The sequence below is a fragment of the Paenibacillus sp. FSL R5-0519 genome (assembly GCF_037974275.1).
In the GTDB taxonomy this organism is placed as follows: domain Bacteria; phylum Bacillota; class Bacilli; order Paenibacillales; family Paenibacillaceae; genus Paenibacillus.
Window position 1 is genome coordinate 4,812,239 of record NZ_CP150234.1, and the last position, 26,060, is coordinate 4,838,298.

Below are 26,060 nucleotides of genomic sequence, written 5' to 3' on the forward strand. Positions count from 1 at the left end.
CAGGTGGGATATAAGGTAATTTCAGAATCTCTCTATTGCATGTCATCCATGTTGAACTCAGGATTATAGGCAAACTCATGGCTCGCCAGCATGATGAATGAGACACGACCTTTTTGATCAAAATTCATGGACAACCCTTTCATGTTCTCAAATCCGCCTTCCAATATTGCATGATCAAAGGACGGTATGACATGGTAATTGCCTTGTTTATTTTTCTCCATAACATATGTAATACTTTGTACTTTTCCCTTTTTAGTATCTATAAAAGCTTTTTTGCCGTATTGTTGGAAGACCTCTTGAACTGTACTTCCATAACCTATCCCACTTCGCGTTTTATACGTTTTGAACTTTGCCGAGTCATCAATTATGATGCCATCCACAATGCCATCTTTGTAATGAATTCTCATATCTTTGTAATGGTAGACATTAGTATAGTAGAAATAATCCACGTGGGGTCCAAGTTGCTGCTCAACCACTTCACGAGTACTTCCGAGTTTAATCGTAATATCTTTGGATTTAATCTGAAATTGGAATTCATCCTCAGTAAATATCTTAGTTGCATGAGATGCAGGAGGTTCTTTTGAAACGGCATTACGATTGTATGCCCCTTCTGAGCTACTTAAAAAAGTCATGAATAGAATAAGATAAAGAATTCCTTTGTTCAACCTAGATCTCCCTTTCAAAATACCTTCTATATTTAATACGAGTTATAGAAATCTTTTTTTACAATGGCATACATCTTCAGATCCTGAAGTTCATTTTTCACCTTCATATATTTCCTCAGCACACCTTCAAATTGCATGCCTGCCTTCTCCATGACTTTCGCGGAGCCCGTGTTCTTCACTAAACATTGCGCCTGGATTCGTTCCAATCCCACTTCGTCAAATCCAAATTGGATGATTCGTTTCACCACTTCGGTCATGTAGCCTTGATTCCAATATTGATCAGATAACACATATCCCAACTCGACTCTCCTGTTATCGCTATCACACCCTAGATAGTTACAACTCCCAATCAGTCTCTTGGTTTGTTTATCTTCAATGCCCCATGGACCTATTAAATTCACATCATACCGGCTCATGACAAAATCCAAAAAAGCTTTGGTATCTTCTTTGCTCTGATGCGCTTCCCAGGTGGTGAACTCCGAGACAGCAGGTACAACGCAATAACTATACATATCATCGAGATCATCATAGGTAAGCGGCCGGAGTATCGTCCTTTCGGTCTTCAACACCGGAAATGGTTCGAAGAAACTTTCAATCGTTTTCATAGATTCGCCCTCCCTGAGATTGTTAAGAAAAGAAATCCATAACCGTTCGATCCGCGCTGCCTCATCTGTTATACAATCAAGGCCACAACCTGCGTGTCTTCCACTGCCCATCTTGCATCACATATTGGACTCGCACATGCTTGCGCTCTGAATCTCCCTGCCAGAACTCCACCTCTTGTGCATTTACGGCATATAAACGCCATTGAGATGTAACGACATCGGGGTCACGTTGGATACGTTCTTTCTGAGCTTCAATGGCATTATCCAGCACTTCCTCACTATTCAAAACCTCACTCTGATGCCCTGTCATGGCAACTGCTCGCGCTCCAGCTGAACGTTTGCGGAAATCATCAGCGCCCGCTTGATCTCCCTGATCCTCAGCAATTCCCTTTATCCGAATCTGTCTTCCAAGTGAAGGCCAGTAGAAGGTGAGAGCCACATGAGGGTTCTCCTTCAACTGCTGCCCTTTTCGGCTCTCCGAACTGGAGGCAAAATAGAACGTTTCGTCGATTACGTTTTTCAAAATCAACACCCGCGCATCAGGATAACCATCGTGATCCACGGTGGAGATCGTCATGGCATGAGGTTCTTTCACTTCGTTCTCAACCGCCAATCTCAACCACTCCAAAAATAGCTTCCCTGGCCGCTCCGGCAACTGCCCCATATCCCACGTTGGAAATGGTCCAGATAAAGACTTCAAATGTTGTAGCAGTTCAATGGGTTGATTACTCATGTCATCGCCTCCGTTTTGTGTGAATGTTTAGTTCAATTAATTAAGTAAACAACTAATCTAGATGACTCAACACATTTGCGTTGCTAAGTTTCCAACCATGCCTTCCCTTTTCTACGGTATGTACACTGGTGTTGCCCATGGGATAAAAGCTGGACTGATTGCTCCATTCCCGATGCTCAAGCAGATAATACAGGATGTTAATCACTCCGCCGTGAGTAATTAACAGAACATTGGACTTGAGTGTATTCTCCTCTAGACCTCTGAAAAGATTCTCGAAAGCGGTGCTTATCCGGCTATAAAAGTCTCTTGGACTTTCTCCTCCCGGAAAAGGGGAATGCATCTCAAGGGTGTTGAAATACACTCCTGGGTAATGAACTTCTGCATCCTTATGAAGCATACCTGCCAACTCTCCGTTATTCATCTCCCTCCATTCTTCCATGAAGATTGCTTGCATGTTTAATCTCTTCTCAATTTCTCGTGTTGTCTGTGCTGCACGAGCAAGATCACTGCTCATGATCGTATGTATGTTGTATTCCTCAGCGTGATGATGCAGATGCTCTCCGAGTTTCTTGGATTGATTGATCCCCTGTTCCGTAAGTCCACGATCGCTCCATCCGCCTCGATACCCTTCCTCATCCACCCCATGCCTTACCAGATAAATTTTCAAGATCTCTCCTCCTTTTCAGATTCCACTGCACAGATTCCTTAACATACATACCTACTTTACGTTTATAGATGCTTTCAATAGAATCAAATAAACCCGACCTCAGATAGCTTCTATCCAAAATCGGGCATTTCCTGCGACCCATTTATCTTACAAAAGTGTTATGAACTCGTTCCGACTTGATAAAGTAAGGAATCCAGATGGCACAAGCGAGCACCGATTTGCCAATATCCCTTAAAGAACTTCCATCCTCAAGTTCTCTTGCCATTGGAATCTGGAGCAACAATAAATAATCAATGACACTAACGGCTAGACTGACACTATAAAACATGATCATCAGACGAGGAAAGATCGATTTTTTACTATACAAAGCAATGATGGTATATATGCTAAACACTAAAAACAGTGCGTTATATACCGTTTCAAAAATAACGACCGGTCCCCATAGCGGGTGATAATATTCAGATTGCTCCGAAGTTAGCAACTCCCAAGTCTCTGTGGTAAGCATGGGCAAACAATACAGAACCAATTGGAGCGCCAGGAAAATCAACGTAAGAAATAATCCGATCTGGACGAGAATCAGCCAACCACCTAAACCCGATACACCTAGTGGACGGTAGTCTGTTTTTGGTTCTTGAATATGTGGTTCCACTTCGTAACACTTCCTTATACATTTTAGTTTTTCAGAGATGATTCTTCCACGTAATCGTACTCATACAAATCAAATCTACTATGTATTCTCACACTTCTTATAGCTATCTCTCCATTCCTCCTCTTATATAGAATTTTACACAACTTCCTTATTGTACTACGTGTGTCAAGAAAGCCAAAGAAGACCTTCGCTATACTTCCGCCATGTTCAGTTTAGTACGTGTACGTCATAATCCTCTTATACAGGTGCAGATGGTGACTCAGCATTTGACTACAAAGGAGGATATGGATATGTCCAATCCCAAAGTAAAACTTTTGCCTTTTGCCGATATTTCAAATTATGTCGAAGGCTTCGATATCGTTTCCACCCAGTGGGGCGGCGATGGCCTTGTCTATGTGCTGCTGATTAATCAGATCCCCGAAAGAAAACTAGGTATGTTCGTCCAAAGTAAATTGAATCAAAGCTATACGTACAAAGTGCTTATTGTGACTGATCAAACTATTGAGGAAGTTGTCATTTGGGGACAGACTTTTAATTATCATTACGTACAACCATTACATGATCATCTGCTGCTCGTCGGAGCACGGTGTGCGAATTATGGGAATGAACAGTTTGATCTGAACGCCAAAGTGTGTGATCTGGACGGAAATACAATTCGCGAGTTTTTGTTGGGAGACGGAATCCAAAGTGTGCAGGTCACAGAAAAGGGAACGATCTGGACCAGTTACTTTGATGAAGGGGTATTTGGTAACTACGGTTGGAGCGATCCGATTGGATCATATGGTCTGCTGGCCTGGGATGAGCACGGGAATAAACTATATGAAAATCGTGAAGCTGACATCGCGGATTGTTACGCACTCAATGTGGTGAATGAGAAGCAAGTCTGGTTCTACTTCTATACCGATTTTGAACTCGGTTGTATCTCAGGGGGCACCCGTGAACCCAACGTTACATTCATGAATCCAAACATCTCCGGTTCCTCCGGCTTCAGTACGGATGGTTATCATTTCTTGTTCGATGCCGGGTACGGTAACCATGGGACGTTTGTGCTTAAGAAGATGGAGAAGCCCGGAAGATTCAGCAAGGGGCAGAGAATTGATTTGCTAAATGAAGTTGATAAGCCCTTCAAGCAGGCACGGCAGGATTTTCGCCAACATCGTCTGCTACTCAGTGAAGGTAACTTGTTTTACCAGGTAACGATGGAGGAGATTACTTCTGTTTTGGATTAAAGTAAAGGAGTGAAGAGGGTTATTTCTTAAACGATAATCCCTCTTCTTCCAATGCGTTTCGCAGTTTAGGTATGGCAGATGGTCCGATTCCATGCAACTTTAGGATCTCTTTCTCCGTGTACTCTGATAGTTGCTGTAGTGTCGCAATGCCTTCATTCTCCAAGGCACGTCTGGCGGGAGCGGACAGCAAAGCTAGAAATCCCTCTTTCGGTTTACGTTCAGCTTCGCACGTCGGGCAGGTTGGACAATCACTTTTTTTATAATACGAATGTCCTTGTTCGCATGTTCTGAGTGTTCCTTTATCGTTTGCCATATGGGCATCTCTCCTGAATTAAGCATTCAACCAGTTCTTCATATCAGAAATCATGTTTTCGTATTGTTCTAAAGCCTCTAAAGTGTAAATGACTTGTGATGTTCCTACTAACTGTTCCTCTATATCCGTACATTCAATCCACAGTGACCGTTTAAGACTATATTCGAGCCAGTCCAACTTTCCAGCAAAACCATGATCCAGAACCACTTCCCAGTTGGCTGTTAGACTGCCCACTCGCTTCTTATATCCACCTATAAAAGCCAAGAATTTTTCCTTGTTTATATTTCCAGAGCTATCTACTGACCAATACACAGCTGTTTCTACCAGATCATGCATCGGATTAATATAACCTGCCGATTCCCAATCTATAACAATAGGTTCGCCTTGTCTCCACATCACATTCTTAGGTTCCAGATCTCTGTGACTAATAACTTTATCCGACGCTAGCTGTGAAGAAGACTTCTTAGCCTTTGTGCTCCACTCATACAGCTTATCCATACTGGAATCCAGAATCTCAATCCATTCCATATTCTCCTTTTTTCCTTTGTCTAGATAAAACATCCAATCTATTTTTTTAGAATTAGTCACCTGTGAACGATCTAATTCTAGTTGTCTAAAATCTGTTTTATGGATATCTGCAAGGATCGTTCCCATCAGAGAACTGTTATTGATCGTGACTTCATCTTGTTCCAAACGTTGACCCTCAATCCAATCAAATATTAGATAGAATTGATTATCAATGTTATGCATAGAAGCGCCCTTTAACATTTTTGCAGGTTGAGCATGGATATGTTCAGCTGCCACGTTTGCTATTTTTTCTGAATCCATATAATTTTGCACAGCAGAAGGTCTTATCATGATCTGTGGATTCAATGCCTTAACTGCATAATTAGCTTGCGTCGTTTCAATGCTGAACATTCGATGAAGAAGTCCACCTGAGATTGGTTTGGGCGAACTGATCAATTCACCAAGCTGTAATTCGCTACACAGTTTATTGAAATTCAAATTATATTGAGTATCGTTCATATGTCATCCCCTCATTTTGACTATTTGTCTGGAGCAAAGCTTACATTCCGTACTCAGCAAAATGGCTGCATATTTCTTGTCAAATATGGCCCAGCTCTTTTCGTCTCCGTATTTGGCATGTAGTTGCTTTAGATAATACTTGGCTTCTTTCATCCCATTGCTTTACAATCCCTTCAGATTCCTCGTACAGTTCGGAGACAACAACCCCTTTATCCTGCAAATTCTTCTTAAACTTATATTCCTGATGAATACGCTCAATCCCCCAATAGCGCGGTTCAGTTCCAATTCGGGTAAAGTATCCAGCAGCTCGTTAAATTTATCTCGAATCATCATTACCTCCGTAGAGGATATCGGAATTTAAACTATCTGGTCCCTCAAATGACTATTTAGCTTCTTCTCGCAGCATATGAGCCAGTAAGTACATCTCCGCAATGTCATGTCTGTTCTGCTTCTGGAATCTTCGAATCGCTTCATCAATCTCTACTACCTCCACCGCAACTACCTGCTCGCCATCCTCTGGATTCAGCGGATCAGCTACAAGTTCAACGTCTCCATAACCGATGATTCTTACAAAATGGGGGTGCGGAATATGCGGTCGATATGGCTCCAACGCACTGGATGTGCAATAGAATTGACCAAAAATCTGATAGGAGCGCATATCTGCCCCAAGTTCCTCCATCAGTTCGCGCTTCAGTCCGTCCATATACGGCTCACCTGCTTCAAGCGTCCCCCCAGGCAGCTCCCAGTCTCCATTATCCAGTTGAAAAACAACACATTGATCCCCGACAAATGGAATGATGCTAATATTGCTCACCAGCTTTTCATCCACGATGTCATTTAATATCAACTCTGCCTCAATAATGCCCCAATGAATCGACGTCGTCAGTGCCGGGAATTGTTCTGCATTCAAGCTGCTCAACCGCATCCGTTCCTCTCTATGTAAAATAAAATCTCTCATTTATATCTTCTCTTCCAATTATAGATGAAAATGAAGAAAGAAGGCCACCTTCCCCTTGAGGGAATACATGACCTTCTCGTCCTTAACCACATCAGATCGTTCCATTCCTGACAAACTTACCTAATGTCTAATGCTGTACCAGCTTTCCCTTTTCCAAAAAAAGAACCCGGCTACAGAGCGGCAAAATCCGCTCATCATGCGTAACCATCACTGCACTCTTGCCCTGCTCTTTCACAAGCCGTGCAATCATGCCGACAATATCCAGCCCGCGCTCCGCATCCAAGCTAGCTGTCGGTTCATCTGCGAGCAGGACAGCCGGGTCGTTCATCAAGGCCCGTGCAATGGCGACCCGCTGACGTTCCCCGCCAGACAGCTTCTCCGCATACGCCTTCCGCCGATGAGTCAAGCCTACCGTATCCAGCAGCGCATCCACTCGTTTCTCCGCCTTGCTTTTATCCGTTCCAGCGAGCTTTGCAACGACCATGAGTTGTTCTTCTACTTTCAGATAAGGGATGAGATTGGCACTTTGAAATATAAAACCAAGCTGCTGTAGTCGCATATCGGATATGTCCTGTTTGCTTTTGCCCATAATAGAAGCCCCGTCCAGCAGAACCCGTCCTTCCGTTGGTTCAAGAAGTGCGCCAGCAATGGACAGGAATGTACTTTTGCCCGAGCCGGAAGGCCCCATCACAGCCACAAGTTCCCCTTCGGCCACCTCAAGGTCGAGCTTATCCAGAATCGTGCGTTTACTGCCGCCATCTTCAAAGGTCTGGGTAATTCCCTGCAATACCAATCGGTTTCTCATGCTGCAGTCCTCCCAATCGCATCAAGTGCATCAATTTTGGTAACCTTCCACACCGAGAATAACGAACCCGCCACAGACATGAGGATGAATAATACACAGGTCAAGGCAAGCGTGGATAAACCTAATTGAAACGGCATCGATGCTGGCAAAATGGACTCAAACAGTCGAACCAACAGCACGCTAATGACCAGACTACCAACCGATAGAATGAATACTTGTAAAGAAACACTACCCGCCAGATATCCATTCCGCGTTCCGATCGCTTTCAATATGCCGAACTGACTCGTTTTCTGAATCGTGATGACATAGAAAAATACCGCAAGCACAAACGCCGAGATGACATATAGAAAAGCGATCATCATGAGCAACGATCCTTGCTCTTCCTTATATCCAGGAATAGCCGATACGGCATCCGACTTCGTGATGATTTCCGTATTAGGCATTGCAGCACTCAGACTATCTACCTGCTCGCCTGCACCCTTGATCGCAATAGCATTGTACATTGTAGCATTGGCGTTGGTGTCAGCTGAACCTTGTGAAGTTCGTGAACCTCCTTGAAGCGCAAGCCATTCCTGTTCATTCAGGAACACTACCGGGGAGTGAGAGAATGACTCATTTTGTACAAATCCACCAACGGTCCACTCCATTCCCGAAGCTTGATCGACGAGAACCGTGCCAATCGTGACGCCTGATTCAGTCAGTTTATGGTCCACCACAACTTGCCCGTTCGTCCGGTCCGTAATCGGAGACCCTTCGGTAACCGTTGAAGCAAGCCAGCTTTCCGGGTTCACCATGAACAACGTGACATCGATCTTCTTCGTGTCGCCGCTTGGACTGACGGTTGTCATTTTCACACCGAGCGGCTCGGCGTTCTCTTGCCCCACCACGGAGCGAGCTTGATTAAGCTGATCCTGATCCACTTGTGACCGGGTAAAACGATGATTCGAATCCTGTTCCAGCACAAAATGGGTTGCTGCCATATTTTTGACCGAAGCTGCGTTGTCATACGCCAGCCCCTGTGCAAGACCTGTAACAAACAGTACCAGAAATGAAACCAGCACCATGATTGTAGCAATTAAGGCATACCGCCCTTTGGCATACCTCATTTCCCGAATAGCCAAGTACATGTTGTGTGACCTCCCTCTTGATAACCCAAGTATAGGAGGCGAAAATGAACGGAAAATGAATAACAGATTACATCTGCGGAAGTGTCACGGTAAAGACCGTACCCGCTGGCGAACTGGCAACCTCAATTGTACCGTCATGAATTCGAATAATTTTCTGCACAATGGCAAGTCCAAGCCCGGTTCGTCCGGAAGAACGTTCCCGCGCACGGTCCACCCGGTAGAATCGATCGAACAGGAAAGGCAGATGCTCCGCAGCAATGCCGTCCCCTGTATCCCGAATCTGAATCACACACTGGTTATCCATCTGCTTGGCATGAATCTCGATGCTTCTTCCTTGTGGAAGATGATTCACCGCATTACCGAGAAGATTCATCCAGACTTGCATGAGCAGCACTTCATTACCAATCAGCTGAATGGATTCGGGCACCGAAATCCGAAGCAGCAGTTCTTTTTCTTCCAATTGCCATTGCAGCACCTGAACCGCTTGCCGGAATTGATCCCGCAGAGAGAACTCCACTTTGGACAGATCTTCGTTGCCTTGTTCAAGAGAGGACAGGAGAAGCAGTTGTTTACTGAGCAAGGAGAGATGACGGCTCTCCTCCTCAATGATCGATGCATAGTGCTCCCGTTCCTGTTCAGGCAGATCCCGATCTGCCACCAATTGGGCAAACCCCTGAATGGAGGTCAGCGGCGATTGAATCTCATGGGATACGTTGGATACAAACTGCTGCCGCGCCTGATCCACTCTCTCCAATTCACGACTCATGGTCATGAAATGCTGAGCCAATTGTCCAATCTCGTCACGCCTTGAGGTAGGCAATTTCAGATTATACTTTCCTTGTGCAATCCGCTTGGTCGCCTCGGACAGACGTTCAATCGGATTGACCAGATAACGGGTACTGATCAGAAAGATCAGAATACTAATGCCTATGGTAAATGCACCAATCAGTGCAAAAAAGATACGCAGCTCACCGAACTGCAGGATTACATCCGGACGCATAAAGAGGGCGTAATTGGTATTGCCCAACTGTAAATGAACACCCACGGTGTTGCTTAATTGATTATCGAAGAAGCCGGTAATGAAAGGTTTGCTTGGAAACTGCGCGACACCATGGTATACCTCACCATTCAGCACCAAATTTACAGCTAGCTTGTCCAGGTCCTTCTCACGGAATTCGCGGCCGTAGAATTGGTCGTTGCCTTTCCCATCCGTCACATAGATTTCGTATCCAAGATCGGCAGCATTGTTCAAATACTGCTGCATCGTCCCGGGTTGCTGCTCCACAAATTGCTTCATTTGCGTTGCAATGCCCACCAACTTCTCATCATTGAAGTCCTTGAGCTTCGCATGATAATAGATATTCGACAAAAGGAAACCAAGCATGCCGCTGACCACAATCACCGCAACCGTTATGAGGAATACTCGGACATACAAGGTCCTCAAGGTGCTTTCACCTCCATTTTGTAACCAATGCCCCGCACCGTTTGGATCACGAAATCATCCGTATAATCAGCAAACCGATCACGGAGTCGCTTAATATGTACATCAACAGTACGGTCATCTCCTTCGTAATCTGCTCCCCAGACAAGTCGAATGAGTTCATCACGAGAGAACAAACGTCCCGGAAACTGGGCAAGCTGTGAGAGTAATTCAAATTCCTTCATTGGTAAAAAGAGAATGGATTGCCCATCCGTAACCTCCACATTGTTACGGTCGATCACGATCCGGTTCATACGGATGATATCACTGGACGTGCGATGGTAGCGGCGAAATAATGCCTTTACCCGGTAAACCAGTTCTTCGGGTTCAAACGGCTTAGTCACATACTCATCTGTTCCTTTCAAATAACCGTCTCTCTTGTCAGATAGCTGATCTCGTGCCGTCAGCAACATAATTGGAATGTCGTAATGCTGCCGAATGTAATCACATAATTCCAGTCCGTCCATGCCAGGCATCATGACATCGAGGATCGCCAGATCGATCGGCGTTTCTTGCATCAGTTTCACCGCTTCCAGTCCATCCTGCGCTTCATGAACCCGATAGCCTTCCTTGGTCATGACATGCCTGAGGAGTGCTCTAATATTCGCATCATCGTCTGCCAGCAGCAGATGTTTCATATCGTTGTCCGCCCTTCTATGTAGCGAGAACATCTCACTATGATCCTGCACAGATGGTAGCACAAAAGCAATCCCATTCGCCAGCACGTGCATGGAGATACCTTGGTATGTTTACATTTCCTTAAATCTGGTTGACACTACTATGAGGCGCAACTATAATAAAACCATAACATATGAATAAACGCTCATATATTCATTTGTAGGTGGTTAATCCTTGTTAAGGATCATTTATAGTCACACTAGAATTCATATTACATAACGGAGCCTCGCTCCAAAGGAGAGGATTTCATATGTCTGGACATCAACACAGTCATAACCAGGGGCACGATCATGGACACAACCACGCTCACACCACCAATAACAAAAAAGTATTGTTGTTTTCCTTCATTATTATTACCGTCTATATGATCGTTGAAGCCTTTGGTGGATTTATTACCAACAGTCTCGCACTTATTTCGGATGCAGGCCATATGTTGTCCGACTCCATTGCACTCGGGATCGCTTTGCTGGCGTTCACGTTTGGTGAAAAAGCCGTGAATACCGGCAAAACGTACGGATACAGAAGATTTGAAATTCTGGCTGCCACGTTAAACGGAATTACGTTAATCGCCATTGCGCTCTACATTTTCTACGAAGCCATTGGTCGATTCATTAACCCGCCAGAAGTTGCAACCGTAGGCATGTTAATCATCAGCGTCATTGGATTGCTCGTCAATATTCTGGTGGCCTGGATCATGATGCGTGGTAGCGATACGGAGAATAACCTGAACATGCGCGGTGCTTATCTGCATGTCATCAGCGACATGTTGGGATCGGTTGGGGCCATTGCGGCGGCACTGCTAATGATGTTCTTTGGCTGGGGTTGGGCCGATCCACTGGCGAGTGTCATTGTCGCGGCACTGGTATTGCGTAGTGGGTTCTATGTCACCAAATCATCTCTGCATATCTTGATGGAAGGCACGCCGGCCAATGTAGATGTGAATGACCTGGTGCAGACCATTAAACAAGTCGATGGCGTCAAAGGCGTACACGATGTGCATGTCTGGTCCATTACCAGTAACCTGAACGCACTGACTGCTCATATCGTCGTAGATGGAACGATCGATGTCTATGCATCCGAGATCCTGGTTCAGAAGATTGAACATATGCTGGAGCATAAAGAGATCAAACATGTAACACTTCAAGTGGAGTCCGAGAAACATCTGCATGACACCTCGGTACTATGTACCGTCAAGGGCGACGCACCCGATGCACATGCACATCATCACCATTGAGATGGGTAATAAATATTAGTTGTTTCTAAATGAAAACAGGGCAGATTCCCCGGTAAGGGAACGCCCTGTTTTTATTTGCCTAAGTTCAGCTTTTTGGTATGAGTAGAAAATGGAATAGCCTTTACCTCATCGCTGCGGGCTATGAACTACTTGTATATGGAGAGTAACTTCTCTTTCTTTTGATCGAATTCATACTCTGATATGATATTTTTCTCTTTTAATTCACCTGGTTGTTCATCGTCCTCTTTAATCTCGGACGATTCCAGATAGTTTCCCAGCTTAGTACTTTTTTCGTCTATACTTACTTCGTTTTCAACAAAAAATATCCTCTTCTTATGCCGAATAAAAATTACTGCATTAATTAGTAATCCTGCTGCGATGTAACAATAGTAGACAGGTAGAGTATAGCCTCCCAGTTGATCTTTTCTACGTTCCCTCCCCATCATCGATTAACAATCAGGACCACCCGTCCAACGGGTGGTTTGCTCTTGGGGTATAACCCCCTGTTGCCAAACTGCGCCTAAAGACGCTAGCCTGACAGCAGGGCTGTTCAGGCTCAGTGTTATTTGTCTCTTTCACTTACCAGTTAAACTGGTTTTACTTTTTTTTGCTCCGATTACTGCTGAATGGATCTTCATATTCTTTTACAATCAGCTTGTCTACCGCCTGATCATGTGCTTCTTGCTCACGAATATACTTTCTTACCGTTGCTTCATTTAGACCCACTGTACTCACATAGTACCCTTCTGCCCAAAACTTTCGATTGCCGTATTTATACTTGAGCTGGGCATGCTTCTCGAAGATCATGAGCGAACTTTTTCCCTTTAGATATCCCATTAATGTTGAGACAGCTATTTTCGGTGGAATCGCTACCAACATGTGAACATGATCGGGCATCATATGACCTTCTATAATTTCTACTCCCTTGTACTTACATAGACGTTTGAAAATTTCGATTAAGTCTTTTCTGACTTGATTATAGATTTCTTTCCGTCTATACTTCGGGGTGAATACAATGTGGTATTTGCACATCCACTTTGTGTGAGCTAGGCTGTAGCTCTTGATTGCCATCTAAGAACATTCCTTTCAATTTTATCGGAATGGTCTGGGTGGTCAAACCTCAGGTCCCTCCACCCGCATAGCGGGTGGTTTTTTGTTTCGCGCGTTTCACGCACTCAACTGGCTAAAGCCATAACAAAAAAACTAGGCTCTATTAAAAACATAGAGCCTAGTTTTTATATCAGTAAATATGCATCAGTCATTCTGGTTGTCAATTAAACTGCTCTCTAGCAAAAGCCTTTGTACTATCGCAGCAGTTTCACCTCGGGTAAGATCTTTCGTAGGCATCAAGCTTTTGTTTGATCCTTCCACAAGTCTGCTCTTCACAGCTGCAGCCATGGCCTGCTTCGCCCAGTATGAAACTGTTGCTTGGTCTGTGAATGGAGAGAGCAAAGACTCTAGATTGGTTCCATTAGCTTCTACCCCCGCCAGTTTCATCGCCCGGTTTATGATCACTAAGGCTTCCTGGCGAGTAATGTTTCGGTTAGGAGCAAAAGTCCTGTTCTCATAACCTTCGATCAAGCCATGTTCCATAGCCTTGGCAACAGCACCCGCATACCAATCATTAGGCATGACATCGGTGAATGCACTCTCGCTGCCGTTGTCAGACAAGCCCAATGCACGAACAACAATGGCTGTAAGTTCTGCTCTGGTAATGGCTGCATTGGGTTCATAATGATTCTCATCTTTACCTTTGATAATCAATCGGGACGCCATATCAGTAACGGCCTGTTTCGACCAGTGACTTTCCACATCCGCAAAGGTCTTTGGATTCCAGATCAGGAAGTAGTCGCTGTTGGTGAGACTGTTCACGGTCGCATAACTCTTCCCTTCGCGAATCGTGAAATAGGTTGGTACGTGGCGTACACTTCCATTTGAATCCAGCACGACTGCCGTTGTTACCTTGCTCACATCGATATCGGCAGGAAGCGGAATTTCACGTTCCACATAGCTGCTAAACTGCTCAACAGCTACCGTTTTACCATTATAGGAAGCTGTTACATTAAAAGTGACCGGCGGGGCCGCAACCTCAAAGCCTCCTTGAGCAGAAGAGGTCGCGGCGAGAACAGCTGTATTCTCATCGCTCTTGGCAATCTCCACATGAACGACAATGTCGGAGAGTTTAACACGTTCGCCCAGCTTGGACGAAATATTATCAATGGCAATTTGCCCAGCAGGCAGCTTGTAGGTACCGTTTGTCGTTTGTATCTCCAAAATCGATTGCTTATTTTCCATACTTTTCACTGCTTCACCGGTCAAAACCACTAATATTTTGTCCATCTTGGCAGTCACAGGAATGACCACAGTGGATTTCTCGGCCGCCTGCTTGAGTTGATCATCCAGCTTGAATGAATCGATTGTAGCCGTTAGCACCGATTTTCCGTTCTCTTTAGTCGTCGATCCTGTAGCAATTTGGTCTTTGATAATACCGTCAACAATAACTTGGAAACCGACAGGTTTATTGTCGGACGACGTGCTTGGAACAGATGGACTGCCAGTGTTATTTGCGTTATTCAAATTGTTTGAGTTATTCGAATTGTTTGAGTTATTCGAATTGTTTGAGTTGTTCGAACCATTGCTTGTCCACTTTGCATACAAAGTCATATCCGACGTGACCGCATTCGCTGCAAAGTTCCAGACATTGGTGCCCTCTGCTTCTTTGTACCAGCCTACAAATGTGTAACCAGATCTCTTCGGTGCTGTCGGAGCACTGATTATCGTGCCACTGTTCACATTGGAAATACTGGAAACCAAGCTACCTCCCTGCGAGTTAAAAGTAACAGTATGTTGCACTGGTCCATCGATTACCATTACTTTTCCAGGGATCAGCATTTTGTTCAACTCTAGCCCTGATGACTCCATAATGGAGAATAGATCGGAATCTTCTGTCTGCACTGTAAGTGATTTTTCCCCTAACACTGCCTCGTTCTTCACCTTGAAACTAATGGTGAACAATCTTTCTCCTGCCAGGATCGGTGTATCTCCCCCATCATTATCAACCCATACTGTTTTAAGCCAGCCTGTGGCGTTGTCGTAATTGGAGTCGAAGAAATCTCCAGAGTTCCCCTTAACCCCCGTTACTTCCAAACCTTCTGTGTCATAATCGAGCTGCAAGCTATAGCCTGCTATTCCATAAGTTGATTCGGTCACTGTCACTGGTACGTCCACCGTAGAGCCAGGAGTTCCGCTCACCGAGCCAATCTGAATCTGCACCGCGTGCCGCGTCCATTGTGCATACAACATCATATCGGATGTTACCGCGTCTTCTTCAAAGTTCCAAGTATCCGCAACGGACACATCCTTGTACCAGCCTGCGAACGTATAACCCGCCTTCGTCGGCGCTGGCGGAGCACTGATCGTCTTACCGCTGTCCACGTTGGTCACACTCTCTACAACACTGCCTCCCTGTGAGTCGAATGTCACAGTATGCTTAATCGCACTTGTTGTTTTTACCGTTACCTTCCCAGTCTCAACTGAGGTGGAAGCGAGCTCATTACCCTCGTAAAGATCATGTTTTATCACATTCAAATTCCAATCTCCAGGCTCTGCAGAGTCCAGAATTTTGAAATGAAGGGTGAATGCCTTTGTATCTGCTTCGGTAATGAATACTGGATTAGCCTTGATATTAATCATCCCATTACTAGAAAAATCCGATTCAAAACCTCCTTCAACTGAAATGACTCCCAATTCATCCGTTACTTCATTTCCAGGTACCAATGCCAATGTAGCGGTATCAAACCCAATTGAAATGTCATAGTGATTGATCAGATCCTCCGGTGTCAAATGTACCGAAATATCAACGAAATCTCCGGGATATCCTTGTTCGCTGCTTACCTTAATTGAGTTTGAAGCTACATCTGAACTAGAATCGGCATAACCTATTGTTCCAAAAGTTAAAAATACAACGACTGCCATCATTATTGAGACCCATTTTTTCCAAGCCATAATATCAACCCTTTCCTACGGCGATGGCAAGAATCGCTTTGACATCTTCATCGTCCCATTTTCCATCACCATTCATATCAAGCGCGTGCAATTGCTCAGGCGTAAGTGTAATCTTGCCTTTCATGTATTTAGTTAACAAAAGTGCATCAGCTGCAGTCACTTTACCGTCGCCATCTGCATCTCCCTTAACAAACGCTGTATACTGTGCAGTATACGTTACATCCGTTATCACTATAGAAGCAGCTAGTTCATGACTACTAAGCTTAGTGACCCCATCATCGCTGCTCCATCCTGCAAAATGGTATCCCTTAGCAGGCGTAACTGTCGGCACGTTTACTGGATGTTCCCCGATCCCTACCTGCTCGTTCGTGCCGTCGATTGTCCCATGCTCTCCTGGTAAGTAGCTAACCATTAAGATCTTCGGGGTAGTGTCACTAATTGTAACTACCATCTTCTGTATAGTCCCTGTACTAAAGATGAATTTCAGGTCTATTGTCCCTTCTGCTTGTTTAGCCAGATACTCTTTACTGATCGTCACAGTCCCGGTAACAACCTCATAATCGGTGTCCAGTACAAGCTTCTCAGCCCCATTCTCAATTCCAGTTAATACATTTCCATTTAAAAGGACTTCTGTTTCGAGATCCTTGTAATCCGCAGAAGAACTGTTTTTATCAAAAGAACCAGTTGTAGGATTGATCGTGCTGTTCATAACTGGTCTTCTCAAAATAAGTCCATCCAAACCTACCACTACATCCTCGCTTCCGCTTGAGACGCTGCCACGCAGGTCAACTTTTGTACCGCTCATTTGCTTAGTCCAAGTGATACCATCTGGTGAAGTAAGTATGACTCCAGAGTTCCCAGTAACTTTAAATCCATTTACGTCATAATGAATACCTTGAAGCACAGTATTTACTGTACTCGTTACAGTACTCCAATTTTCCCCATTGGTAGAAGTGATGATTTTTCCACTTGGTCCAACGGCAACAAACATATCGTTACCGTATGCGATATCATAGATATACCTTGATGAGTCATTCGGTTGTTCCTTCCAAGTGACTCCATCAGGTGATGTCACAACTGTACTCCCGCCTACCGCAACATATAAACCATTTCCATAACTAATGTCAGTAAGCGGAACTGACACTCCACTTGTTCGGCTCGTCCAAGTTTCACCATCCGGTGAAGTCATTATTTTGCCAAAAGCCCCTACAGTCACATATTGTTGGTCACCATATACGCTATCCAAGAGTGTTCCTTCATCTAATAATTGTTCTGTCCAAGATACACCGTTAGATGAGGTCATAATAAGTCCAGTATTTGAGAGTCCGGAAAGTTCTTTATACCCTACGGCTATGAATTTGCCGTTACCATAGTTAACACTACTAATATAATCTCGTTTATACGGGAAAACTGCCTTTTTTCGGTTCACCCAGTTTTGTCCATCTTCAGATGTGTAAATTACGCCTATCATACTCGTTGATCCTATCATTTCATAACCAGCTGCAACAAACATGCCATTGCCATAAGTCAGACTTTCAAGACCTGCAGCCGTTCCCCTCAACTGATCTGTCCATAGGATTCCATCGTTAGAGGTTAATATCACACCACTGTAACCAACAGCAAAAATGAGACCATCCTTAACAAAAACACCATTAAGATCTTTTATAGTGCCTGTAGTTTGAACCGTCCAGTTCGTTCCGTTAACAGAGGTCACAATAGTTCCGCCTCCACCTACTGCCACATATAAGTTATTAACGTTGTCATAAGTTACTGTATTGAATGTGACAGAACTATTACTTATTGCAGTAGTCCAACTATTTCCATCACTGGATGTAACAATCAATCCACCTTGACCAACAGCTACAAATTTGTTATTACCATAAGTTACTCCATTAAACATATAGGTATTGTTGACTGTTGACGTGCTCCAAGTAGTTCCGTCAGAAGATTGAATCACAGATCCTCTTTGTCCCACACCAACGAATTTATTTTTGCCGTAAGTAACACCCATATGATATGTACTTGTTACTGGCTGCCCTGTCCAGGTTATCCCGTCTGTGGATGTCATAACATTTCCAAGAGCCCCTACTGCTACAAATTTCCCGTTGGCAAATACAACGCTAGTTATAGCGTAAGAGGTAATATTTTGTCTCTGGACTTTCCACTGAGTTTCGCCATCTACTAGGGTTACTATTAAACCACTTGATCCAACTGCGACAAATCTACCATTACCGTAGGTGATACTTGCCAGGTTGGAATTCACTGCCTGTGGATGGTCCGAGACTATCCAATTCTTACTGTCAGTAGAAGTAATAATTACTTGATTTCGTCCCACAGCGACAAATTGGTTGTTGCCATAAGCTACATCACTAATCGAATTAGCTGTTGGAAATGGGCTCGCCTGTTCCCATTCTCCAGAAACAGCTTGCGCAGAATTTTGCGTTATGAAAGCTACCGTTATCAGGAATACCAGTACAATTACTAGTCCCCGTTTGAAAGATGCCATCTTCTTACCCCCTATGCCTATATTCTTCTCAATATTGGATTGTAAAAAATCTTGCCCCAGCATCGCAATCTGGGATCTTTTTAGTTAAGTTCCCTTTCAAACCATGTTCCTCCTCATATACATTTCAATTTTTAACTTCACGTAGAGTATAACAAACGATTCTGAACCGATTCTGAACATGTGTTGTTCTTTCTCCAGCCAAGAACATCAAAAAACGCCATGCAATTCATAATCATGGCGCTTAATCAATCTTTAAATTTTTCTAAGGATCAGACGTATAATTCCCATCTTCTATTCAGATTCCTTTAGTAGCCAACTAACCCTAAATGTTCACATGAAGGCAAGCACAAATTTCAAAAAAATAAATTAACTGACGTCCACTATTTTTAACAAAGGGAGGACATAACACACGCTTCAGCAACTGGGAAATAACGATTACAGGAGATTTGCCGAGAAGATCGGTGAAAGCTGAAGTTTGAGGAATAGAACTTGGAGATGCTGGCTAATGTTTCCATTTCTTCGATCGTTGGATGCCATAGAGTGCACAGGCATGATCCCAGTTTACTGGTTCAGTAAAACGTACTTCCAAGAAGTATTCCAGCTGCCACTGCTGCATAGCTGTAGAAACTTTACTGGTTCAAATTTCCTGACATAGTCGTTTCCATTCCTGCCATAACTTCAAATACTCAGGCAGATCAGCCGGATGATGCTTGTTACTCAGCCCAATTCGGCAATACAGATGGACCAGAACTTCCTCGATCAATCTGGATTTATCCATATCTACATGTTCTAACAGTTCGAACGTAGCAAATAAGGTTTCGATGTTGATATCATCCGGCGAGGAGCTAAAAGCATACAAGAAATCATAGAGGATAGGTCCAACCATTGGAGAAGGGTCAATAACACCGATGAGTTTATTTTGATCATATACAAAATTATGGACTCCCGTATCGCCATGTAAAAGAAACTTCTCCTCTTCCTCATGAAAGAGACGATCCACTTTGGATTGAACCAGATGATAATCATCTGTCGTTAAAATACTTCCGATATTCATCTTTGCTTCCTGAATACTAATCTGATTGAATTCTTTCCATGTCCTCTGCGGGAGCTCCATTCTGCCCCATGATTTCGTATCTGTAGAACGCACATATGTATTGAATAACTCTTTCACCAGACGAGTTAACCATTCTTTCTTCAGTCCACGGTTGAAATGGGTCGTGCCTTCCATATACGTATAAATAAAATAAGTATTCTCTGGATCAGTCAGCAAAACTTCAGGCAATAACGAAGAATTCTTATATGTGTCCAAAAATTGCTGGGCGATGCGAATCTGTTCGGGTTCATCTGATTTCAGAATATAATGCTTATTCAGAGTCGTACTTAACCGATAAATACGTCCAGCTGTGGTACCTGACAAACGTTGAATTTCAGATATTTCTTCATTGATATGATGCATCTTGAATAGGTCATTGATCTCATCTATCGTTGGATTGATTAACATACGCTTCTCCTCAACACGCTGAATTATCTTTCAAAATGGGCTCGTTCTTCTTGCTTGGAACTAAAAATATAATCAGGATACTGGTTTGCCATGGGTGGAAGCTGATTCTCGGGGAAAAACTGCAAATCCTTCATCTCTTCATTATCGGGCGTGAGTTGCCCAGATTGGATCCTGCATTCAAATACGATAGTCAAATATTCGACCTGATGACCGTTACTGTATATAAACCGTCTTGCTTCACCTCCGTATACTCCGATAATCTTCTCCGGTTCAACAACTAGACCCGTCTCTTCCAGTGCCTCTCTAGCCATCGCTTGCGCCGGTGTCTCACCAAGCTCGATTGCTCCGGCAATTAAACCCCAGGTTGATTCGTTATGTTTACGACCGAACAGGATTTCCCTTTGTTCATTTCGGATAATCCCGGCTACACCCGGCATAAAAATAAGCTCGTTGCCGATCTTGTCCCTCAGGTTTCTGTAATAGTCTGACATGCCCATACACAGTTACCTCCTGTTTTTTTATTTTCTCAATTCCCTTCCATGAATGATCCATTGTACGGCGTCCCAAATATCTGCTGCGATATAATCAGGTTCGGTCTCCGTCCATTTGTCTCTGAATTTCGTTAATGAAGACTCTCCCCAGCCTGTTCTCACCATGATCTTGGTCGCTCCTACGGCATGGGCAGCAAGCATGTCTGTATCTCCCACATCTCCAATAACGATGCATTGGGATAAATCCAGACCGTGTTCCTCGGAAGCTTGCAGTAACATTCCGGGTTTCGGCTTTCGGCAACTGCATTCTTGCTCATGTGGACATATATAGGAGTGATCGAATCCATACTCGCGAAATTGCGCTTCAAAATCCTGAACACTTGCTTCTCCACGTGAGATTCGATATTGATTCGTAAACGCCAGTACCATAATTCCTTCTCGCTTCAAACACATAATGGCTTCTTGAGCTTTGGGGTATAAGCTGAAATCTCTCGGATGAATAAAATGTCCTGTACCACCGATGGTTCCATCTCTGTCTATAAAAACAGCTTGTACATTCCCATTTGCTTTCATCATGGTCTGTTCCTTTCCGAGGACATATTATTGTATCTCTCGCATCGATCTAAAATTAGTTCCCTATACTTTCTCGTCAAAAATATGCTTGCTATCATCTTGCTGCTTATGGTGTTGCTGTTTTTTGATTTCAGTTTTAAGATAGCGTACTTCTTTGATGAGTAGATCCAGCTTTTGGGATGTTTTGGATGAATCTATGGCATAACGAATGATTGCCGCAGAGATAAGAACTACAATAATACTTATAAGTGGTACAATTACAGCCCAGAATAACTCCATATTGTTGCTCAACTCCTTGATGTCAAAATAATAAGTTGTAAAACTCTTCTGAAAACCAAAACCATATAAACCCCAGGATCACCATAATGGTGCCTAGTACTTTTAATATTATTTCAATATGTTTAGGGATATCACCATGAGGTGGGTTATCTTCGAACTCCCAATTCGGTTTAATTTCTCGATATCTCATCAGAACAAATATTTTGTATAGAAAATCGGGAAAGAAGTAACACGCAACGCCCACGATAAATACGGGAGTAGATAAATAACCAAAGGTGCTGGTGGTCCATTCTATCTCTATTCTCTCCATCCTCCTTTTTCCTTACTGAATTCCTGCCGTACCAAACGTACTTTCGATGGCTTTTTTATAATTTTCCCAATCAAAATAAAACGGCCCTACCTGTAGTTTCTTGTCACTCAATATGAAATCTCTCCAGATCACCACATCATCTTCTCTATCAATCTTCACAGAGATAAACCCACATTCTTCATCCCCACACCAGGGACATACTAAAATCGGATATCTATCATACATGGATTCATGTGGTTTCTTAAGTAAAAAATAATCAATAAGAAGTCTTTGATATTCATCGCTACCCCATCCCAGACAAGGGATCAGATCATGTTTTTTCAATCTTTGATAGAGCGATGTGCCATCAATTATGATGTCAGCAAATCTCGTATTTTTATTCCCATCCTGTTCAGGATCAAACTCGTCGTATCTTGAAGCTAATTTGGTTTCTATGGTGCTTATTTTCACTATATTCCCTCCATCCTCCTCTCTATCGCTCCCTCATTCTTCCTCTACAAGAATGTCAGCACAACGAACAATCAGCTCAGGCATATTCTCTCCATCAAATAGAACATGAAGCTCATATCCGTTATCGATCCGGTACAGCTCCTGATACAGCCAGTAAGTGCCTACAATCCCACCGTCTTGCTTGATGATTTCGGGTGCAACCAGCGTAAGTTTGTTTATATTGGTGAAGCCCCCGCGGGTGTCAAAACGAATGAGCACTTCCTCTCCCGTCAGTAATTCGGTTACCGTACAATCATGAAATTGAACTCGGCTATGTATTTCATCGGGGATATCCTGTGCAATCATTACTTCCCTGTATTCATCGGATACACGCTCCATCTCTCTCCAATTTTCTGCACTCTGTTTCTTTAGCTGTAACATAACTCCTTTCGTACAATAACCCAACGTAAACACACGGATATCTGCAATTTGCTCAACGATTTCCTGTGGCAAATTCTCCGCCTTATATCGAAAATTCCATTCCATTGATTCTTTGTACTCTTCCTTGCATTTCTTCTCATCAAACGGAGGGCGTACATCATATTCTGCAATAAGTTTCTCGATATGCGCTCTTTGTTCCGGCGGCATGCGAAATACCATCTGATCCTCTTCCGTTATCTCTTCCCCGCTAAAAGCTTTCTCTACACGAGTCATGACCTGACCATCATGCTCCAGCATGAAACGCGGGTCCAAGTTATATAACTCTCGCTCCTGCTCCACATGCGCTTTTTCCTTTCGTTTATATAGCCTTAAAAATAGATTCTCATCGAACTCACACGCTCCACTATGTACTCTTATACCAAAATGAAGATGTGTCTGCTGACACAGCTCATACCATTCTTTCGTTAAAAATCTCATATGCATCTCTCCTGCTGATTTTTAAAATTTACTTTGCGATTGGAGCGTAAAGCTTTTTAATTTGTGACGAGAATTTAGCTGCACCTGGAATATGTGTGCGTTTAAAAAAAGCAGTTAATTGTTTAGGATGATTTTTGACCATATCATATTCAATGATGGTGTTAGCGATAACAGATCTTGTAAAACCTAATACCTCGACCACTTCAGATCGATCGCCTGCCTCAAGCTGCTCGCCTTCTGGAAATTCTCCATCTGGATCATCTTCCAATTGTTCACTGAATGTTAAACGAGCCAGAACATAGGAAATGATATGATCCTTGTCTCCGTCCATCTGCTCCATGATCCACTGTATACACTCTTCCTCGGTTGGAGCAGAGACGCTGAAACCCTCCAGTACATATTTACGTTCTTTAAATGAATCCATCAGCAACGATGCTTCAAAACTGGCATGCTCGACAAATTGGACCTGAGGTTTAAGCTGAATGATTTCAGCTGTTACCTGTTTATACCAATCACTCGTTAGAAATTGCTCTATGGTTTGCATCACTTCGCCTCCAAATCTTTAGCCTTTAACAATTCCTTATACTCAACAGACGTACGGGTCTACGCCAAGGTTTGAAAAAATCTGTATTTTATTTCTTTGTCGTTTCGCGCCGCCCATTCGTGCACAGCTTCTACACCTGCGGACTCCTGGCCTCGTTGAAAATAAAAACATAGATCGATCGGCACTAAACGTTTACCGTAGAGTTTGATGCCAATCCGCCTGTAATTCATATAAATACATTCAATCTGAGATGCATCATATCTCTGATTTCTTGTAGAAATCACATGATCGCTTGCCAGCGTAATACGGGGTTTCGTGAAAAATAAACGCCAGATCAGGAAAACGATATAACCGAGAATATAGGTCGATATAACTAGCAGGAGGTACTTCAGAATCCCATTTTCATCGTAAATACCATCCCTGAGGAGTATTGCTTCCATGACCAACATACATAGCAGACTCAACCATGCTCTTGGATAAATCGTCTTATATGTAATGAGTTCCACTCCTAATCATTCTCTCCATGTATCCGAAGCCACTCGGAAGGAGCTTTCTTGGCAAAATGCTTTTCAACAAAATCCAAAATATCATCAATGCCGGGCAATGCCGCATTTTCCTTGGCTTCGTCAAACGTCATCCATTGGTACTCGGTATGTTCATGATTTAACAGGACAGGCTGCCCTTCATCCACATACCCTACGAATACGGGAGCGGTATAGATATACTCCCCCATCGGTGAATAATATTGTTCGAATTGATTGGCAGAATACAACCGGACTTTCGTAAAGCCTGTTTCCTCGTGAACTTCTCTGAGTGCAGCTTCCCATGCCTTCTCGCCCTGCTCTATCCCGCCGCCAACATAACACCATTCATTATGCAGCATACGACCAGCCCGTTTCAGCATCAGTACACGGTATTGATCGAGGCTTTTCTTCAACAGAACTACAGCCATCCCTTCACAACGGATGGGGACTGCCTGTTTCACGTACTCTGCACCATTCAATTTCTCGCCCCCTTCTCTTCAGAATCGAAGTCCTCCAACACTTTAAACTTATCCCCGTGGATTTTGTCCAGATGATCTTCTCCCCAATAACACAAATGATCCAGGGCAGGTTTGAGTCCCCAGCCGTAGTCCGTTAACTCATACTCCACTTTGGGAGGAACCTCCGAATATACCTTGCGCTGCACAATCTCGTCTTTTTCCAGACCTCTGAGCTGTGTTGTCAGCATCTTCTGCGTAATGTCCGGTATCAATCGTCGAAGCTCTGACGTGCGTTTCCGTCCAGTCATCAAGTGATAAATAATCAAAGGCTTCCACTTCCCACCCATCACTTCCAAAGCCGCTTCCACGCCTACTCTATATTTCTTTGGAGTACTTGTTTCTCCATGTTCCGTCATTTTTGTCCCCCTCCATAATCAGGCTGTATCCAAGGTGAAATCATCATCTTCTTGCTGCTCTTTTTCCATTATTTAAACTCCATTTCGAGGCATCCATGTAGGGTACTTCAATGTTCCTATGGCACTTTATTCTTCTTATAGAACATCAAAGTGCGTACTTCCAGATGTTTTCATACCTGTTTATAATAGCATCAGCCGTTGATTCATGGCTACAAGACCGTAATCCAGAAAGGTAGTGAACGTTAAGATGAACGTACTCGTTGTAGTATCCCACCCACGTAAAGATTCCTTGACCTTCCAGGTAGCTGAACGTTTTGCAAAAGGGCTTACCGAGGCTGGTCACGGTTATGAGATATTGGATTTGCATGGGATTGGATTCGACCCGATTCTTCGTGAGATGGACGAACCAGACTATACCCAAGAGAATCAGGTATTCTCACCTGAGGTTGAGACGGAGATGGAGCGATTGAAGAAGCACGATGCTGTGGCTTTTGTGTTTCCTCTCTGGTGGTGGCATCTGCCAGCCATGTTGAAAGGTTATGTGGATCGTGTCATGAACAACGGGTTTGCCTACGGCGCGAACAAACTTCCTCATCAGCAGATATTGTGGCTCTCTCTTTCAGGTGTGACGGAAGAACAGATGCACAAGCGCAACTATGGTGAGTCAATTGCCAATCTGCTCAATGTAGGTATTGCCGATTATTGCGGCGTGTCCCAATCAAGGGTCGAGTTTCTATATGAAACGTTGGAATCCAAGCCTGAGCATTATGAGGCATTACTGAATCAGGCGCATAACCTGGGACTGAATTTTGCCAACGATCCTTCGACACTATAAAGGTATTATAGCGCTACATCGATATGACGCCTGACGCCGCAACTCCGCTTGAACGCGGCAAAAAGGTCGCTCCGAAGAGCGACCCTGTTTGTTTAAATGTAA

General features: G+C 43.7%; 29 protein-coding genes. 3 read left to right on the top strand and 26 right to left on the bottom strand.

The features are described 5' to 3' along the window. Positions 1-32 precede the first annotated feature (32 nt). From MKY73_RS21670 to MKY73_RS21690, 5 genes are all read right to left on the bottom strand, one after another. Positions 33-665: a hypothetical protein gene (locus MKY73_RS21670; protein WP_339303400.1), complete on the bottom strand. Its 633-nt coding sequence runs from the start codon at positions 663-665 to the stop codon at positions 33-35. A 32-nt stretch (positions 666-697) separates the two neighbouring features. Then, complete coding sequence (locus tag MKY73_RS21675; protein ID WP_339303401.1) at positions 698-1,270, bottom strand: GNAT family protein; 573 nt, start codon at positions 1,268-1,270, stop codon at positions 698-700. A 76-nt stretch (positions 1,271-1,346) separates the two neighbouring features. After that, positions 1,347-2,003: a pyridoxal 5'-phosphate synthase gene (locus tag MKY73_RS21680; protein ID WP_339303402.1), complete on the bottom strand. Its 657-nt coding sequence runs from the start codon at positions 2,001-2,003 to the stop codon at positions 1,347-1,349. A 52-nt stretch (positions 2,004-2,055) separates the two neighbouring features. Continuing rightward, positions 2,056-2,670: a histidine phosphatase family protein gene (locus MKY73_RS21685; protein WP_339303403.1), complete on the bottom strand. Its 615-nt coding sequence runs from the start codon at positions 2,668-2,670 to the stop codon at positions 2,056-2,058. Positions 2,671-2,812: 142 nt separating this feature from the next. After that, entirely contained in the window at positions 2,813-3,319 is a 507-nt protein-coding gene (locus MKY73_RS21690) for a DUF2569 domain-containing protein (RefSeq protein ID WP_339303404.1), read from the bottom strand. Positions 3,320-3,609: 290 nt separating this feature from the next. Here MKY73_RS21690 and MKY73_RS21695 point away from each other — a divergent pair, with 290 nt between their 5' ends. Then, positions 3,610-4,548, top strand: a complete 939-nt coding sequence (locus tag MKY73_RS21695) for a hypothetical protein (protein WP_339303405.1) — start codon at positions 3,610-3,612, stop codon at positions 4,546-4,548. Positions 4,549-4,567: 19 nt separating this feature from the next. Here MKY73_RS21695 and MKY73_RS21700 read toward each other — a convergent pair whose 3' ends face one another. From MKY73_RS21700 to MKY73_RS21730, 7 genes are all read right to left on the bottom strand, one after another. Next, positions 4,568-4,861, bottom strand: coding sequence for an RNA polymerase alpha subunit C-terminal domain-containing protein (locus MKY73_RS21700; RefSeq protein WP_339303406.1), 294 nt, complete (start codon positions 4,859-4,861; stop codon positions 4,568-4,570). A gap of 18 nt (positions 4,862-4,879) precedes the next feature. Continuing rightward, positions 4,880-5,887, bottom strand: a complete 1,008-nt coding sequence (locus MKY73_RS21705; RefSeq protein WP_339303407.1) for a phosphotransferase — start codon at positions 5,885-5,887, stop codon at positions 4,880-4,882. A gap of 382 nt (positions 5,888-6,269) precedes the next feature. Beyond that, on the bottom strand, positions 6,270-6,845 hold the full coding sequence (locus MKY73_RS21710; RefSeq protein ID WP_339303408.1) for an NUDIX domain-containing protein: 576 nt from the start codon (positions 6,843-6,845) through the stop codon (positions 6,270-6,272). A gap of 127 nt (positions 6,846-6,972) precedes the next feature. Further along, positions 6,973-7,650 (bottom strand): ABC transporter ATP-binding protein, encoded by a 678-nt coding sequence (locus MKY73_RS21715; RefSeq protein ID WP_339303409.1) that lies wholly within the window; start codon positions 7,648-7,650, stop codon positions 6,973-6,975. Then, a complete protein-coding gene (locus MKY73_RS21720; RefSeq protein ID WP_339303410.1) occupies positions 7,647-8,777 on the bottom strand; it encodes an ABC transporter permease in 1,131 nt (376 codons plus the stop codon). Before MKY73_RS21720 ends, MKY73_RS21715 begins: the two co-directional genes overlap by 4 nt. Before the next feature lie 67 nt (positions 8,778-8,844). Then, entirely contained in the window at positions 8,845-10,221 is a 1,377-nt protein-coding gene (locus tag MKY73_RS21725; protein ID WP_339303412.1) for a HAMP domain-containing sensor histidine kinase, read from the bottom strand. Continuing rightward, the gene (locus tag MKY73_RS21730; RefSeq protein ID WP_289391667.1) at positions 10,218-10,895 is read right to left on the bottom strand and encodes a response regulator transcription factor; all 678 of its coding nucleotides are present in this window, start codon (positions 10,893-10,895) and stop codon (positions 10,218-10,220) included. Before MKY73_RS21730 ends, MKY73_RS21725 begins: the two co-directional genes overlap by 4 nt. Before the next feature lie 290 nt (positions 10,896-11,185). Between MKY73_RS21730 and MKY73_RS21735 the strand changes: the two genes are divergently transcribed. Then, entirely contained in the window at positions 11,186-12,169 is a 984-nt protein-coding gene (locus tag MKY73_RS21735) for a cation diffusion facilitator family transporter (protein WP_339303413.1), read from the top strand. A gap of 597 nt (positions 12,170-12,766) precedes the next feature. Here MKY73_RS21735 and tnpA read toward each other — a convergent pair. The 14 genes from tnpA to MKY73_RS21805 all read right to left on the bottom strand — a co-directional run bounded on the left by tnpA (position 12,767) and on the right by MKY73_RS21805 (position 25,123). Then, on the bottom strand, positions 12,767-13,240 hold the full coding sequence (gene tnpA / locus MKY73_RS21740; RefSeq protein WP_339303414.1) for an IS200/IS605 family transposase: 474 nt from the start codon (positions 13,238-13,240) through the stop codon (positions 12,767-12,769). Between the two features lie 183 nt (positions 13,241-13,423). Continuing rightward, positions 13,424-16,174, bottom strand: a complete 2,751-nt coding sequence (locus MKY73_RS21745; protein WP_339303415.1) for an InlB B-repeat-containing protein — start codon at positions 16,172-16,174, stop codon at positions 13,424-13,426. Between the two features lie 4 nt (positions 16,175-16,178). Continuing rightward, positions 16,179-18,680 carry a X2-like carbohydrate binding domain-containing protein gene (locus tag MKY73_RS21750; RefSeq protein ID WP_339303416.1) on the bottom strand — a complete coding sequence of 834 codons (2,502 nt, stop codon included), beginning with the start codon at positions 18,678-18,680 and terminating at the stop codon, positions 16,179-16,181. A gap of 637 nt (positions 18,681-19,317) precedes the next feature. Then, the gene (locus MKY73_RS21755) at positions 19,318-20,181 is read right to left on the bottom strand and encodes a phosphotransferase (protein WP_339303417.1); all 864 of its coding nucleotides are present in this window, start codon (positions 20,179-20,181) and stop codon (positions 19,318-19,320) included. 23 nt (positions 20,182-20,204) lie between these two features. After that, entirely contained in the window at positions 20,205-20,678 is a 474-nt protein-coding gene (locus MKY73_RS21760) for an NUDIX domain-containing protein (protein WP_339303418.1), read from the bottom strand. Positions 20,679-20,699: 21 nt separating this feature from the next. Next, on the bottom strand, positions 20,700-21,248 hold the full coding sequence (locus MKY73_RS21765) for an HAD-IIIA family hydrolase (RefSeq protein ID WP_339303419.1): 549 nt from the start codon (positions 21,246-21,248) through the stop codon (positions 20,700-20,702). A 60-nt stretch (positions 21,249-21,308) separates the two neighbouring features. Next, positions 21,309-21,524 carry a hypothetical protein gene (locus MKY73_RS21770; RefSeq protein ID WP_339303420.1) on the bottom strand — a complete coding sequence of 72 codons (216 nt, stop codon included), beginning with the start codon at positions 21,522-21,524 and terminating at the stop codon, positions 21,309-21,311. Positions 21,525-21,546: 22 nt separating this feature from the next. Beyond that, entirely contained in the window at positions 21,547-21,834 is a 288-nt protein-coding gene (locus tag MKY73_RS21775; protein ID WP_339303421.1) for a hypothetical protein, read from the bottom strand. A 12-nt stretch (positions 21,835-21,846) separates the two neighbouring features. Next, entirely contained in the window at positions 21,847-22,287 is a 441-nt protein-coding gene (locus MKY73_RS21780; RefSeq protein ID WP_339308683.1) for an oxidoreductase, read from the bottom strand. A gap of 30 nt (positions 22,288-22,317) precedes the next feature. Then, positions 22,318-23,181, bottom strand: coding sequence for a DUF4085 family protein (locus tag MKY73_RS21785; RefSeq protein WP_339303422.1), 864 nt, complete (start codon positions 23,179-23,181; stop codon positions 22,318-22,320). Positions 23,182-23,209: 28 nt separating this feature from the next. Beyond that, positions 23,210-23,725 (bottom strand): hypothetical protein, encoded by a 516-nt coding sequence (locus MKY73_RS21790; RefSeq protein WP_339303423.1) that lies wholly within the window; start codon positions 23,723-23,725, stop codon positions 23,210-23,212. 59 nt (positions 23,726-23,784) lie between these two features. Further along, the gene (locus tag MKY73_RS21795; RefSeq protein ID WP_339303424.1) at positions 23,785-24,231 is read right to left on the bottom strand and encodes a hypothetical protein; all 447 of its coding nucleotides are present in this window, start codon (positions 24,229-24,231) and stop codon (positions 23,785-23,787) included. 2 nt (positions 24,232-24,233) lie between these two features. Continuing rightward, entirely contained in the window at positions 24,234-24,728 is a 495-nt protein-coding gene (locus MKY73_RS21800; RefSeq protein WP_339303425.1) for an NUDIX domain-containing protein, read from the bottom strand. Continuing rightward, complete coding sequence (locus tag MKY73_RS21805) at positions 24,725-25,123, bottom strand: helix-turn-helix domain-containing protein (protein ID WP_339303426.1); 399 nt, start codon at positions 25,121-25,123, stop codon at positions 24,725-24,727. The genes MKY73_RS21800 and MKY73_RS21805 overlap by 4 nt, the downstream gene beginning before the upstream one ends. Positions 25,124-25,370: 247 nt before the next feature. Here MKY73_RS21805 and MKY73_RS21810 point away from each other — a divergent pair, with 247 nt between their 5' ends. Then, positions 25,371-25,958 carry an NAD(P)H oxidoreductase gene (locus MKY73_RS21810; protein ID WP_339303427.1) on the top strand — a complete coding sequence of 196 codons (588 nt, stop codon included), beginning with the start codon at positions 25,371-25,373 and terminating at the stop codon, positions 25,956-25,958. Positions 25,959-26,060: the final 102 nt, after the last annotated feature.

Bases quoted from the DNA above. Each gene is read 5' to 3' on its own strand.
- MKY73_RS21675 (WP_339303401.1), bottom strand. From the start codon at position 1,270: ATGAAAACGATTGAAAGTTTCTTCGAACCATTTCCGGTGTTGAAGACC.
- MKY73_RS21680 (WP_339303402.1), bottom strand. From the start codon at position 2,003: ATGAGTAATCAACCCATTGAACTGCTACAACATTTGAAGTCTTTATCT.
- MKY73_RS21695 (WP_339303405.1), top strand. From the start codon at position 3,610: ATGTCCAATCCCAAAGTAAAACTTTTGCCTTTTGCCGATATTTCAAAT.
- MKY73_RS21700 (WP_339303406.1), bottom strand. From the start codon at position 4,861: ATGGCAAACGATAAAGGAACACTCAGAACATGCGAACAAGGACATTCG.
- MKY73_RS21705 (WP_339303407.1), bottom strand. From the start codon at position 5,887: ATGAACGATACTCAATATAATTTGAATTTCAATAAACTGTGTAGCGAA.
- MKY73_RS21710 (WP_339303408.1), bottom strand. From the start codon at position 6,845: ATGAGAGATTTTATTTTACATAGAGAGGAACGGATGCGGTTGAGCAGC.
- MKY73_RS21715 (WP_339303409.1), bottom strand. From the start codon at position 7,650: ATGAGAAACCGATTGGTATTGCAGGGAATTACCCAGACCTTTGAAGAT.
- MKY73_RS21720 (WP_339303410.1), bottom strand. From the start codon at position 8,777: ATGTACTTGGCTATTCGGGAAATGAGGTATGCCAAAGGGCGGTATGCC.
- MKY73_RS21730 (WP_289391667.1), bottom strand. From the start codon at position 10,895: ATGAAACATCTGCTGCTGGCAGACGATGATGCGAATATTAGAGCACTC.
- MKY73_RS21735 (WP_339303413.1), top strand. From the start codon at position 11,186: ATGTCTGGACATCAACACAGTCATAACCAGGGGCACGATCATGGACAC.
- tnpA (WP_339303414.1), bottom strand. From the start codon at position 13,240: ATGGCAATCAAGAGCTACAGCCTAGCTCACACAAAGTGGATGTGCAAA.
- MKY73_RS21745 (WP_339303415.1), bottom strand. From the start codon at position 16,174: ATGGCTTGGAAAAAATGGGTCTCAATAATGATGGCAGTCGTTGTATTT.
- MKY73_RS21750 (WP_339303416.1), bottom strand. From the start codon at position 18,680: ATGGCATCTTTCAAACGGGGACTAGTAATTGTACTGGTATTCCTGATA.
- MKY73_RS21755 (WP_339303417.1), bottom strand. From the start codon at position 20,181: ATGTTAATCAATCCAACGATAGATGAGATCAATGACCTATTCAAGATG.
- MKY73_RS21760 (WP_339303418.1), bottom strand. From the start codon at position 20,678: ATGGGCATGTCAGACTATTACAGAAACCTGAGGGACAAGATCGGCAAC.
- MKY73_RS21765 (WP_339303419.1), bottom strand. From the start codon at position 21,248: ATGATGAAAGCAAATGGGAATGTACAAGCTGTTTTTATAGACAGAGAT.
- MKY73_RS21770 (WP_339303420.1), bottom strand. From the start codon at position 21,524: ATGGAGTTATTCTGGGCTGTAATTGTACCACTTATAAGTATTATTGTA.
- MKY73_RS21775 (WP_339303421.1), bottom strand. From the start codon at position 21,834: ATGGAGAGAATAGAGATAGAATGGACCACCAGCACCTTTGGTTATTTA.
- MKY73_RS21785 (WP_339303422.1), bottom strand. From the start codon at position 23,181: ATGAGATTTTTAACGAAAGAATGGTATGAGCTGTGTCAGCAGACACAT.
- MKY73_RS21790 (WP_339303423.1), bottom strand. From the start codon at position 23,725: ATGCAAACCATAGAGCAATTTCTAACGAGTGATTGGTATAAACAGGTA.
- MKY73_RS21805 (WP_339303426.1), bottom strand. From the start codon at position 25,123: ATGACGGAACATGGAGAAACAAGTACTCCAAAGAAATATAGAGTAGGC.
- MKY73_RS21810 (WP_339303427.1), top strand. From the start codon at position 25,371: ATGAACGTACTCGTTGTAGTATCCCACCCACGTAAAGATTCCTTGACC.